The organism is Streptomyces sp. NPDC054786 (genome assembly GCF_053611685.1).
Window position 1 is genome coordinate 21,066 of record NZ_JBSHAW010000016.1, and the last position, 12,371, is coordinate 33,436.

A 12,371-nucleotide genomic window follows, 5' to 3' on the forward strand; every position below is an offset into this window, starting at 1 on the left:
GATCGGCGCAGCTCTCCGGTGCTGCGCTCACGCTAGGAGCTGGAGCGCGCTCCAGCGCAAGGCACGGCGTTGACGGCATGCCCTAGGGTGGCGGGAGCAACTGGTTCGCCCTGTCCGCCAGGCAGGCGCGTCGCAAGAGGGAACCCGGTGGAAATCCGGGACTGCCCCGCAGCGGTGAGTGGGAACGACCGCCGTCATACGCACTGGGCCCGGCCGGGTCTGGGAAGCGACGGCCAGTAGATGTCCGCCCTTGGTGGATGTGCCCACGAGTCCGAAGACCTGCCAGTGCCCCCGTGCGACCGGTGCGCGGGGAGATCTCGGTGACCTCGAGGGCGGGTCGGCGGACATCAGACGGGCACAATACGGCGGGAATGCGCCGGGGCCCGTCCGGTTTGCCGTCCCTTCGCGCCCCCGACCCGTCCCGTGGTCCATGGAGACATACTCGCGAAGGAGAGTTCCGTGACCAGCATGTCCGCAGCCGCGGCAGCACACGCCACCGTGCACGGCTATCCCCGTCAGGGGCAGCACCGTGAACTGAAGAAGGCCATCGAGGGCTACTGGAAGGGCCGCGTCAGCGCCGACACCCTCCGCAGCACCGCCGCCGGGCTGCGCCGCGGCAATTGGCGGCAGCTCGCCGAGGCCGGTGTCCACGAGGTGCCGACCGGTGACTTCTCGTACTACGACCACGTGCTGGACACCAGCGTGATGGTCGGCGCGATCCCCGCCCGGCACCGCGCCGCGGTGGCCGCCGACCCTTCCCCAAGCTCTCGGCTTCGCTCGAGCAGGGGATGCCCCCTTGACGTCTACTTCGCGATGGCCCGCGGCACCCAGGACGTGGCGCCGCTGGAGATGACCAAGTGGTTCGACACCAACTACCACTACCTGGTGCCGGAGTTGGGGCCCGACACGGTCTTCGCCGCGGACTCCGCCAAGCAGGTCGCCGAGCTGACGGAGGCACTCGGTCTCGGGCTGGCCGCCCGCCCGGTGCTCGTCGGGCCGGTCACCTATCTGCTGCTGGCCAAGCCGGCGCCCAGTGTCGCGCCCGATTTCGATCCGCTGACGCTGCTCGACCGGCTGCTGCCCGTCTACGCCGAGGTGCTCGAAGACCTCCGGGCGGCCGGCGCCGACTGGGTGCAGCTGGACGAGCCGGCACTGGTGCAGGACCGCTCCCCCGCCGTCCTGAACGCCGCGGCCCGCGCCTACCGCGACCTCGGTACGCTCCCCGACCGCCCGCGGCTGCTGGTCGCCTCCTACTTCGACCGGCTGGGCGAAGCGCTGCCGGTGCTGGCCAAGGCGCCCGTCGAGGGGCTGGCACTGGACTTCACCGGCGCCGCGGCCGGCAATCTCGGGGATCTGGCGGCGGTCGGCGGGCTGCCCGGGAAGCGGCTGGTCGCCGGTGTGGTCGACGGCCGCAATGTGTGGATCAACTCCTTCGAGAAGTCGCTGGCCACCCTGGGTACGCTCCTCGGCCTGGCCGACCGGGTCGATGTGTCGTCCTCCTGCTCGCTGCTGCACGTCCCGCTGGACGCCGCCGCCGAGCGCGACATCGACCCGCAGATCGCCCGCTGGCTGGCCTTCGCCCGGCAGAAGACCGCGGAGATCGTGACGCTGGCGCGCGGTCTGGCGCAGGGCACTGACTCCATCGCGGCCGAACTCACCGCCAACCGCGCGGACTTGGCTTCCCGGGCCGGTTCGGCGCTCACTCATGACCCGGTGGTACGCGCCCGTACCGCCGCCGTCACCGACGCCGACGGCCGCCGTTCGCAGCCGTACGCCGAGCGGGCCGCCGCCCAGCGCGCGCACCTCGGGCTGCCGCTGCTGCCGACCACCACCATCGGCTCGTTCCCGCAGACCGCCGAACTGCGCACCGCCCGCGCCGATCTGCGGGCCGGGCGGATCGACACCGCGGGGTACGAGGAGCGCATCTCGGCCGAGATCCGCGAGGTTCTGGCCTTCCAGGAGAAGGCCGGCATCGATGTGCTGGTGCACGGCGAACCGGAACGCAACGACATGGTGCAGTACTTCGCCGAGCAGCTCACCGGCTACCTCGCCACCCGGCACGGCTGGGTCCAGTCGTACGGCACCCGCTATGTCCGCCCGCCGATCCTGGCCGGGGACATCTCCCGCCCCGAGCCGATGACGGTCCGCTGGACGACCTACGCCCAGTCGCTCACTGACCGGCCGGTCAAGGGCATGCTCACCGGCCCGGTCACCATGCTCGCCTGGTCCTTCGTCCGCGACGACCAGCCGCAGGGCGAGACGGCGCGCCAGGTGGCGCTCGCCCTGCGCGACGAGGTGAACGACCTGGAGGCGGCCGGGAGTTCGGTGATCCAGGTCGATGAGCCCGCGCTGCGCGAGACTCTGCCGCTGCGTGCCGCGGACCGTGCGGAGTATCTGGCCTGGGCCACCGAGGCGTTCCGCCTCACGACCGGCGGCGTCCGTCCGGACACCCAGATCCACACCCATATGTGCTACGCGGAGTTCGGCGACATCCTGCAGGCCATCGACGACCTCGACGCCGATGTCATCAGCCTGGAGGCGGCCCGCTCCCATATGCAGGCCGCCCGGGAGCTCGCCACGGCCGGCTATCCGCGCGAGGTGGGCCCCGGTGTCTATGACATCCACTCGCCGCGCGTACCGGGCGTGCACGAGGCAACCGCCATGCTGCGTGAGGGACTCGACGCCATCCCGGCCGAGCGGCTGTGGGTCAACCCCGACTGCGGTCTGAAGACCCGCGGCTGGCCCGAGGTGCGGGCCGCCCTGGAGAACCTGGTCACCGCGGCCCGCGAGGTCCGTGGGGGTCTGCCCGGCGCGGCTTCCTGACCGCGGGCGGGCCGGGGCCGGCGCCCGTGGGGGGTGCCGGCCCCGGCCCGTCGCTCACTGCAGCCGCGAACGGTGGCGGCTGTAGCAGAGGTACACGGCCAGCGCGACGGCGAGCCAGCCGGCGAACAGGAGGTAGGTGGGCAGCGGCAGTCCGTAGAGCAGATAGCCGCAGAACGCCACCGAGAGCAGCGGCACCGCCGGATAGCCGGGCACCTTGAAGCCACGGTCGAGACCGGGCGCGGTACGGCGCAGAATGATCACGCCCACCGAGACCACGGTGAAGGCGACCAGGGTGCCCAGGCTGGTCAGATCGGCCAGGACGTCCAGCGGGAAGACCGCGGCCAGTACGGCGACGAACCCGCTGACCAGGACCGTACCGAGCACCGGGGTCCCGGTGCGGGGGTCGACGCGGTGGAAGACGGCGGGCAGCATCCCGTCGCGGCCCATGGAGTACAGGATCCGCGTCTGCCCGTAGAGCACCACCAGGGTGACGCTGACGATGGACAGCACCGCGCCCGCCGACAGCAGCACCCCCGGCCAGCCCGCCCCGGTGACCTTCGCCAGGATCGCCGACAGCCCCGCCTCCTGGCCCGCGAACGCGGTCCACGGCTGGGCACCGACGCCGACGAGGGCCACCAGCACATAGACGGTGGTGACCGCCAGCAGCGCACAGATGATCGCCAGCGGGAGGGTCCGGCGCGGGTTGCGGACCTCCTCCCCGGCCGTGGAGACCGCGTCGAGTCCGATGAAGGAGAAGAAGACCGTGGAGGCGGCGGCGCCTATCCCCGCCATGCCCATCGGGGCGAAGGGGTGCAGATGGGCCGGGTCGAAGCCGGTGACGCCCAGCGTGACGAACAGCGCCAGCACCGCCAGCTTGAGCAGCACCATCACGGTGTTGACCAGCGCCGACTCCTTGGCGCCACGCACCAGCAGCAGACCGCACAGCACCACCAGCACGGCGCCGGGCACATTGAGAAAGCCGCCGTCACCGGGCGGCGCGGAGATCGCCGCGGGCATCTGGACGCCGAAGACCCGCTGGGTCAGGTCGTTGAGGTACTGGCCCCAGCTCACCGCGATGGCCGCGCCGGAGACCGCGTACTCCAGCAGCAGGCACCAGCCGACGGCGTACGCGGCGAACTCGCCGAGCGTGGCATAGGCGTAGGAGTACGACGACCCGGAGACCGGTACGGCGGAGGCGAGTTCGGCGTAGCACAGGGCGGTGAGCGCCGCAGCCACGGCACCGATGACGAAGGAGAGGAGGACGGCGGGTCCGGCCTCGGGGACCGCGGCGTTGAGGGCGAAGAAGATGCCGGTGCCGACGGTCGCCCCGATACCGATCATGGTCAGCTGGAAGGCGCCCACGGTACGGCGCAGTCCGCCGCCGTCGGCCGGCGCCTCGGCCTCGGCGAGAAAGGCCTCCGGCGGTTTGCGGCGCAGGAGCTGATGGCGCAGCCGCGGGCGGGCGAGGGGTGGTTGGCCTGGCAGCACATCGGTCGGTCGCACGGGGGCCTCGATCCGGGGAGGGGGCAGGGGTGGTCCGTCAGGGCAGGTCGCGGCGCGTCAGGTCCGCGTAGGTCTCGCGTCGTACGACGGGGCGGGAGCGGCCGTCGCGGCAGAAGATGACCGGCGGACGGCGGGCCGCGTTGTAGTTGTTGGCGAGGGAGTAGGTGTACGCGCCGGTGGCCGGGACGGCGATCAGGTCCCCGGGCCGCGGGTCCTGGAGGAGCACGCCCGTGCTGAGCACATCGCCGGATTCGCAGTGCCGGCCGACGACGCGGCACCGTTCGCCGGGGGACCCCTCGGCGGCGGCCTGCACCCGGGTGGCCACCGTCGCCTCGAACCGCTGCCCGTACAGCGAGACTTCGAGGTTGTCACCCATCCCGCCGTCCACGGCGACGAAGGTCTCGCCGCCGGAGCGCTTGACCGTCACCACGCGGTAGAGCGAGACGCCGGACTCGGCGACCATCGACCGGCCGGGTTCGATGATGACCCGGGCACCGGCCGGCAGCAGCTCATCGGCCGCGGCGGTCAGCGCGTCGAGATAGGCCTCGACCGCCGGTGGCCGGTCGTCGTAGGTGTAGCGCGCTCCCAGCCCGCCGCCGAGGTCGTACACGGGGAACCGGCCGAGCTCCGCCACCGCCGCCACGGCCCGGACGAACGGTTCGGTGGCGAGGATCTGCGAGCCGATGTGCACATGCAGTCCGTCCAGGCGCAGCCGGGCGCTCGCGCGCAGCCGGGCGACCGCCTCGCGCGCCTGCGGCAGCAGCAGACCGAACTTCGAGCCGCGCTGGCCGGTGGAGACCGCCTCGTGGGTGTCGGGGCGGACATCGGGGGTGACCCGGACCAGGACGGCCTGCTCGCGGCGGCCCGCGCCATGGGCCCGGTCCATGACGTGTTCCAGCCGGTCGATGTCGTCGAAGTTGTCGATGACGACAAGGCCGACACCGGCCTCGACGGCCGCCCGGAGGTAGCTCTCCGTCTTGGCGTTGCCGTGCACGATCACCTTGGCCGGGTCGGTGCCCGCGGCGAGGGCCAGCGCCAGTTCGCCGCCGCTGGCGACATCGACGCCGAGCCCCTCCTCGGCGAGCAGCCGGTAGACGGCGGTGCACGGGAAGGCCTTGGAGGCGAAGGCCACCATCGAGTCCGGCCGGCGCGCGGCCAGCCCGTCGGCGTAGCGGCCGGCCCGGTCCCGCAGCGCACCCTCGTCGATGAGCAGCGCGGGTGTGCCGTGGCGCGCCGCCAGCTCCGCCACATGGCATCCGCCGATGCGCAGCCCGCCGTCCGGCGCGGTCGTGGTGCCGGGCGGGAACAGCCCGAGCAGGGCGTCGGCGGACGGGGGGACGGGCGCTGCGGTGGTGGTCCCGGGAACCATGGAAGTGCTCCTTGCTGGGGCGCGTCGGGGTACGGGACGCGCGGTGCGCCCGTCGGGCCCCGGCCCCGTATCGGCTCCGCACCATGCTGGGGCCCACCCCCTTCCCCGTCGTTGGCGCAATCGCCTAGGGTCCGACCGTGGAACTGACGGATTCGCCAAACCCGCGTGGCTTCGGCGGTACCAGCGAGGAGCTGTTCGCGCTGGCCAATGCCGTTGCCGCGGTGATCGGTGGTTCGGTGGCGATCGAGGACCTCGACCACCGGGTGCTGGCGTATTCGTCGGTACCGGGCCAGCGGATCGACGAGTTGCGCCGCCGCGGCATCCTGGACCGGCGGGTGCCCGACGAGCCCGAGCAGCGGCGCCAGTACCGCGAGGTGCTGGGCGCGCCCGGTGTCGTACGGCTGCCGGTGCTCGCCCCCGACGAGCTTCCGCGCGCCGCGGCAGCCGTCCGCGCGGGCGATCTGCCGCTGGGCACCATCTGGGCGATCGAGGGGGAGTCCCGGCTCGATGCGGCCGGTGACCGGGCGCTGCTGGACGGTGCGCGGCTCGCCGCGCTGCACATGCTGCGCCGCCGCAGCTCGGCCGAGCTGGATCTGCGGGCGAGGGAGGACACCCTGCGTGCGGCGCTGCGTGGCGACGGCACCGCACCGGAGATCCGCTTTCAGCTCGGTCTGCCGGAGCGCTCGCGGCTCACGCTCCTCGGCTGTGCGCCGGCCGTGGGCGGCCCCGACCGGACGGGTCCGGCGGCCGTCCGGCTGGGTGCCGCGGCCGGACGGCACTGGGCCGCCGTGCACGGCGAAGCGGCGGTGGCCACCGTCGGCCGTACCGTCTATACCCTGCTGCCCCGGGCCGGCCAGGCCGAGGCCCGGCGGCTGTCCGGGCAGGCCGTGGCCGCGCTCGGCCGCACCCTGGAGACACCGCTGCGCTGCGCGGTCAGCCGCCCCGCCGACGACCCCGCCGAACTGCCCGCGCTGCGTGCCGAGGTGGACGACATCCTCCGTGTGACGACCGCGGATGCGGACGCCCCGGACGTCGCGGCGCTCGACGACGTACACGCCCGGGTCCTGCTGCTGCACTGCGCCGACGCGCTGGACCGCCGCCCCCGGCTGCGCCACCCCGGTATCGAGGCCATGCGGGAGCACGACCGCGCCCGGCACACCGACTACGCCGCGTCGGTCCTGGCCTGGCTGGACGCGGCCGGCAATGTCGGCGAGGCCGCGCGGCGGCTGACCGTGCACCCCAACACCCTCAAGTACCGCCTCCGCCGCGCCCACGAGCTGTTCGGGATCGACCTCGGCCACCCGGACGTGCGGCTCTCGTGCTGGCTGCAGCTACGGCTGACCGACTGACGGCGTGCGGCCGCCGGTGGTACGGCGCACACCACCGCGGCCGGCACGGTGCATTCGGCCAACCTCGTCAACACCCCGCCAGCTCTCGGCCATCGGGCCCGGATCCGCCCCGGGAGAAAGGCCCACGCCAGGGCCGCGGCCCGCCGGACGGCCGCGCCCGCCGCTCCCCCAGCACGCCGTTGTGCCTCCCCGGCTCCTCCGTGGGGAGTTTCAAAAGGGACTAGACACCTGATCGCATGAAAGACAGTGCGAAAACCCATCGAAGCATGGTGACTTCGCTACCTTCCCAAGGGCGCCGCACCCCTCCCCGGGCCGGTGCGGCGCACCGCTCACCGCACCCCCACGAAGCACGGAAAGAGGTCTGTCATGCATCGCGTCCTCAGCCGGTTTCTCCTGGTTCTCGGCCTGCTCACCGCCCTGCTCGGCGGGTTGACCGCCGGCGCCGCCACGGCTGTCGCCGAGACTCCCCCCTACCGCATCCTCAACAATGCGACCGGCGGCAGTCTGCTGCCGGCGGGCTACGGCAGCGACTCCTCCGACGGCATCCTGATGTACGCCTGGAACCCCGGCTACACCCTCGGCGGTGACCAGTGGACGTTCGAGGAGGTCGACGGGGCCTATCTCATCCGCAACACCAAGACCGGCAAGTGCCTCAAGCCGGGCGGCCCGTGGTACGGCAAGACGTATGTGACGCAGGGCGCGTGCAACAGCAGCTATGAGTTCCAGTGGTGGCTGCAGCAGCGGGGCTCCGACGGTCAGTTCAAGATCACCTCGCGCTCCTCGCGCCAGGTGATGACGCCGTATTACGGCAGTGCGCTCGGCGAGGTCGTCGTCCTGGAACCCGACAGCAATGTCGCGAAGAACTGGTGGTCCGTCGACCGGATCTGAATCGCGGCGTCACGGGGCACCCGCCGGATCGGCGGGTGCCCCGTTCTGTGTGCGGTGCGCCGGACCTGCGTGGTCCGCTCAGCCGGTGATGATCGCCGGGTCGCTCACGCCCGCCTCACCGTTCTCCACATGCCCGGCGAACCGGCGCAGGAAGGTGCTGTCGGCGTCGGAGGTGACCGACAGGTCGTACCAGCGCTTGCTGGCGCGCAGGTCGACCGGCTTCTTGACGGTGGCGCCCGCGCGGACCGTGAAGGTCTCGTGTGCGCCGCCGTAGGCGTGGGTGACGGTGAGGTGGCAGTCGGTGCTGCCCTGGTTGGTCAGGGTGAGTTCGATCCGGCCGGCGGACGCGTCGTGGCGGGCGGTCACCTCGGGGCCGGCCTTCTTGCCGTCGCCCTTGAAGGAGCGCAGAAAGCCGTTCGGACCGAACACCGACAGGTCGTAGGTGCCCTTGGAGTAGGAGGTGTTCCAGGTGTCGGAGATCGTCTTGCCGGCCTCCGTGGTGTACGTCCAGGGGCCGTCGGTGCGGTTGCCCGCGGTGACGGTGAAGCAGGCGCCGGCCTTGTCGCCACCGCTGAAGGTGAGGGTGTAGCGCCCGGTGGAGGGGGTGACGGACCCGTCGACGAGCGGCACGTACGGCAGCGGGCGGGACGGCCGGGAGCCCGGCTCCTGCTTGGGCAGGACGGGGTTGGCCGGCGGCTTCGGCACATAGCTGTCGTGCCGGTCCGTGTCCGGCGGCTGGTAGCTGTCGGTGGCCGGCAGCGCGGCCGGCTTGGTGTTCTCCAGGCCGAAGTCGAACGCGGAGGTCAGGTCGCCGCAGATGGCACGGCGCCACGGCGAGATGTTCGGCTCGTGCACACCGAAGCGGCGCTCCAGGAACCGGATGATGGAGGTGTGGTCGAAGACCTCGGAGCAGACGTAGCCGCCGGTGCTCCAGGGGGAGACGACGAGCATCGGCACACGCTGGCCGAGGCCGTACGGGCCGGCGGAGTAGGTGGCGTTGCCGCCGAAGCTGTCGAGCGCGCTGTCGACGGTCGACTTGCCCTGGTCGGCGGAGGCCGGCGGAAACGGCGGGACGACGTGGTCGAAGTAGCCGTCGTTCTCGTCGTACGTGATGAGCAGGGCGGTCTTGCTCCACACCTCGGGGTTGGCGGTGAGCGCGTCCAGCACCTGGGAGACGTACCAGGCGCCGTAGTTCGCGGGCCAGTTGGGGTGCTCGGAGAAGGCTTCGGGAGCGGCGACCCAGGAGACCTGGGGAAGCTTGTCGGCCTTCACATCGGCCTTGAGCCGGTCGAAGTACCCGTCGCCCTGCTTGGCGTTGGTGCCGGTACGGCCCTTGTCGTAGAGCGGGTCGCCGGGCTTGGCGTTGCGGTACTGGTTGAAGAAGAGCAGCGAGTTGTCGCCGAAGTTGCCACGGTAGGCGTCGTCGATCCAGCCCCACTTGCCGTTCGCGTCCAGGCCGTCACCGATGTCCTGGTAGATCTTCCAGGAGACCCCGGCCTTCTGCAGCCGCTCGGGGTACGTCGTCCAGCTGTACCCCGCCTCCTCGTTGCCCAGGACCGGGCCGCCGCCCGAGCCGTCGTTGCCGACGTGGCCCGAGAACATGTAGTAGCGGTTGGGGTCGGTGGCTCCGATGATCGAGCAGTGGTAGGAGTCGCAGATGGTGAACGCATCGGCGAGCGCGTAGTGGAACGGGATGTCCTTGCGGGTCAGATAGGCCATCGTGCCGGTGCCCTTGGCCGGGATCCAGCTGTCGTACTTGCCGTCGTTCCAGGCCTTGTGGCCGCCCGCCCAGTCGTGGTTCAGGCCCTCGATGAACTGCATGCCGAGGTTCTCGGCGTCCGGGTGGTAGGGCAGCACGTCCTTCGAGCCGTCCGGCTGGTGCCAGACGGACTTCCCGCTGTCGAGAATGACCGGGCGCGGGTCGCCGAAGCCGCGTACGCCCTTCATCGAGCCGAAGTAGTGGTCGAAGGAACGGTTCTCCTGCATCAGGACGACCACATGCTCGATGTCGTCGATGGAGCCGGAGCGTCGCTTGGCAGGGATGGCCGTGGCACGGGCGATGCTGCTCGACAGGGCCGAGACACCCGCGGTGGCGCCGGCGATCTGGAGGAAACGCCGCCGATTCAGTTCAGGCATGACTTTGGGGACCTCATGTCGTGTGGGGAGTTCGACTGGCGAACGATGCTGCGCGGTGGTGTGAGGAGCTGTGAGGAAACTGACGTCAGCAGAGTGTTCCAAGAGGAACGAGCCGTGGGGAAGGGGGGGTGTCCCAGGTGTGACACATCGCGGTACGCGCGGCGAACTCCCTGGTCGGGCGGGGCACACCACATCCCCGGGCATTCCGGGCAAGGGGGCGCGGCGGGCCGGGCGGCGGCCCTCAGGACACCGGAGCGAGCGGCGGGAGGCGCGGCCGGTGGGCGGCTTCACGGCAGGGCAACGCCCCGCAGTCGCAGGCCCACACCTGGAACGGGCCGCGACGCACACAGGTCCGGGCAACGGCCCCCGCGCCACGCTACGGTGCGCCGCGGCTGAACACCAGGGCCCGGACGGTGTCACGTTCGGCAGCGCGGCGTGACAGGCGACCGCTCGACGGCGGTGAGCTCCTCAACTGGCGTGCCGGCAGGAGTGCGGGGCGATGTCCCGGGCGGCGGCGCAGAGCGCGCGCAGGGGAGGCCCGGCGGACGGATACCGCGCCCGTGGGCGAGGCGTGACAGGGGTGAGCGTCAGTCGCCTCGCCGGCCCCGTCGAGGGTGTGTCGGACGAGATCGAATCGGTGGTGGTCAGACGACGAGCGACACCGCGGACCGCGCCGGGGCGGCCTCGGCGGCGGCCGCGACGGCGGGCTCGGGCGCGGGCTCGGCCGGCGGCTCGACCGGTTCGGCCGGCGGCACCGCCGGCTGGACCTTTGCGTCGGGCACGCTGCGCAGCGGAGTGCGGCTCGTCAGCCGGGACTTGCGGGTCGCCTGGACCCGGCGGGTGAACCAGATGACCTTGCCGTCCGCGGTGCCACAGGTGCCCCAACTGTCGCTGAGTGCCGCCACTGTGGAGAGTCCACCGCCGGCGACGGAGAGCAGTTTCGGCAGCCGTGGCCCCTCGTCGGCGACGGACGCCGTGAGGTGACGGCCGGTCCAGCGGAGTTCGACGACGCACCGGGCCTGCGGCCCGATATGGCGATGGACATTGGTCAGGAGTTCCGCCACTCCCCGGCATACGGGCGGGATATGCAGTTCGAGATCCCAGTACCGCAGGTGCGCGGTAAGAATTCGCCGGATCTGCGGCACACGCTCCGCCGAAGCATGCAGTTCGACCGTGTAGTGCCGGTCGCTGGGAAGTGTCATGTCGTGGCTCCTCACCGCGAGGCTCATGCCCTTCACCTCGTTGGACCAACGAACCCCGAAACACGAAGAGTGAGCATTTATCACGTATGGGTCATTTGACATGGTGACCCCGCGGAGCGGGTTCCGCAACAGATCATGAACCGCCGGAATTCCCGGACACGGCACCGTCCTGGCCGGTCCGCAGCCCCGCCAGGGCCTTGTCCGGGGCGAGCGGGAGGTCCGCGCAACCGGAGGACCGGTGGCGTGCCGTACGGCGTTGCCGAGGGCCGCCGCGGTGCCCACGACGCCGATCTCCCCGATGCCCTTGCTGCCCTTCGGGGTGAGGTGGGGGTCCTCCTCGTCGAGCCGGTATCCCCGGGCCCACGGTCATGCCGCCGATGAACTGGAGTGCCCCGTAAGGGAGTTGAGGATGCGGCAGGCAGCCGCGGAGCTCCGCACCGTCGCGCGGACAGCCGACGAGGTGACGGCTGCTGACGGCGCGGTCGCGGTCCGGCTCGGTGTCCGGTTCCTTACGGATCCGCAGGTCGACGGGGGCGCTGTCCCGCAGGACGGCGAGTTCGTCCATGGCCGGCTCCAGGGCGTAGCTTCCGGGAGCCCCGCCCGGTGCGCGCATCCACGTTCCAGGCCGTGGGGGCAGCTGCCGCGGGCCGGGCCCCGCGTGGTCGCGCGGGTCCCCGCTCCCTCGCCGTGAGTGACCCGCTAACGGGTCTCCAGTCGGAGTTCGACCTCCTTCTCCTGGTCTCCGGCGGCCGTGCCGAGGACGTGCACCGTGAACGCGGGCTCCAGGCCCTTGCACAGTTGGTCGACCGCCCAGTAGCCGCCTTGGAGGCTGACCAGGACGGGGGCGGTCAGCCGGCGGGGCTCGGCCGCGGACTTGAGTTCGCTCACGTCGAAGGTCGAGGTCCACACGGTCGAGCCCGCCCCGGCGACCTCCTCGGGTACGTCGTCCGCGGCCCGGTCGGAGGTGAAGGAGGTGCGCAGCGCGCTGAAGACCGCATGCGCGTCCTGTGTCGCGCAGCTCTCCAGCTCCACCATCACCTCGGCGGATACATGTTCCGTGTCTGCCGGTTTCGCGCTGTTCACTGTGGTGACCTTCCTCTG

At 71.7% G+C, this 12,371-nt stretch carries 8 protein-coding genes and 1 riboswitch; of the genes, 3 read left to right on the top strand and 5 right to left on the bottom strand.

Annotated elements, in window-relative coordinates:
* Nucleotides 1-83 precede the first annotated feature (83 nt).
* Nucleotides 84-301: riboswitch (cobalamin riboswitch) on the top strand.
* Nucleotides 302-459: 158 nt separating this feature from the next.
* On the top strand, nucleotides 460-2,823 hold the full coding sequence (gene metE, locus ACWGI6_RS15480) for a 5-methyltetrahydropteroyltriglutamate--homocysteine S-methyltransferase (protein ID WP_453267976.1): 2,364 nt from the start codon (nucleotides 460-462) through the stop codon (nucleotides 2,821-2,823).
* Between the two features lie 54 nt (nucleotides 2,824-2,877).
* Here the strand turns inward: metE and ACWGI6_RS15485 are convergent, their stop codons facing one another.
* Entirely contained in the window at nucleotides 2,878-4,326 is a 1,449-nt protein-coding gene (locus tag ACWGI6_RS15485; protein ID WP_453267977.1) for an APC family permease, read from the bottom strand.
* A gap of 37 nt (nucleotides 4,327-4,363) precedes the next feature.
* The gene (gene lysA / locus ACWGI6_RS15490) at nucleotides 4,364-5,695 is read right to left on the bottom strand and encodes a diaminopimelate decarboxylase (RefSeq protein ID WP_453267978.1); all 1,332 of its coding nucleotides are present in this window, start codon (nucleotides 5,693-5,695) and stop codon (nucleotides 4,364-4,366) included.
* 137 nt (nucleotides 5,696-5,832) lie between these two features.
* On the opposite strand from lysA, the gene ACWGI6_RS15495 reads away from it, so the two are divergent.
* Nucleotides 5,833-7,044 (top strand): PucR family transcriptional regulator, encoded by a 1,212-nt coding sequence (locus ACWGI6_RS15495; RefSeq protein WP_453267979.1) that lies wholly within the window; start codon nucleotides 5,833-5,835, stop codon nucleotides 7,042-7,044.
* A gap of 366 nt (nucleotides 7,045-7,410) precedes the next feature.
* Nucleotides 7,411-7,932 (top strand): RICIN domain-containing protein, encoded by a 522-nt coding sequence (locus ACWGI6_RS15500; RefSeq protein ID WP_393903924.1) that lies wholly within the window; start codon nucleotides 7,411-7,413, stop codon nucleotides 7,930-7,932.
* Between the two features lie 78 nt (nucleotides 7,933-8,010).
* Here the strand turns inward: ACWGI6_RS15500 and ACWGI6_RS15505 are convergent, their stop codons facing one another.
* From ACWGI6_RS15505 to ACWGI6_RS15515, 3 genes are all read right to left on the bottom strand, one after another.
* Nucleotides 8,011-10,068 carry a phosphocholine-specific phospholipase C gene (locus ACWGI6_RS15505; protein ID WP_453267980.1) on the bottom strand — a complete coding sequence of 686 codons (2,058 nt, stop codon included), beginning with the start codon at nucleotides 10,066-10,068 and terminating at the stop codon, nucleotides 8,011-8,013.
* A gap of 644 nt (nucleotides 10,069-10,712) precedes the next feature.
* Nucleotides 10,713-11,270 carry an ATP-binding protein gene (locus tag ACWGI6_RS15510; RefSeq protein WP_453267981.1) on the bottom strand — a complete coding sequence of 186 codons (558 nt, stop codon included), beginning with the start codon at nucleotides 11,268-11,270 and terminating at the stop codon, nucleotides 10,713-10,715.
* A gap of 699 nt (nucleotides 11,271-11,969) precedes the next feature.
* A complete protein-coding gene (locus ACWGI6_RS15515; protein WP_453267982.1) occupies nucleotides 11,970-12,353 on the bottom strand; it encodes a hypothetical protein in 384 nt (127 codons plus the stop codon).
* Nucleotides 12,354-12,371: the final 18 nt, after the last annotated feature.

Coding starts and splice junctions, on each gene's coding strand:
- lysA (WP_453267978.1), bottom strand. CDS start 5,695: ATGGTTCCCGGGACCACCACCGCAGCGCCCGTCCCCCCGTCCGCCGAC.
- ACWGI6_RS15500 (WP_393903924.1), top strand. CDS start 7,411: ATGCATCGCGTCCTCAGCCGGTTTCTCCTGGTTCTCGGCCTGCTCACC.
- ACWGI6_RS15505 (WP_453267980.1), bottom strand. CDS start 10,068: ATGCCTGAACTGAATCGGCGGCGTTTCCTCCAGATCGCCGGCGCCACC.
- ACWGI6_RS15510 (WP_453267981.1), bottom strand. CDS start 11,270: ATGACACTTCCCAGCGACCGGCACTACACGGTCGAACTGCATGCTTCG.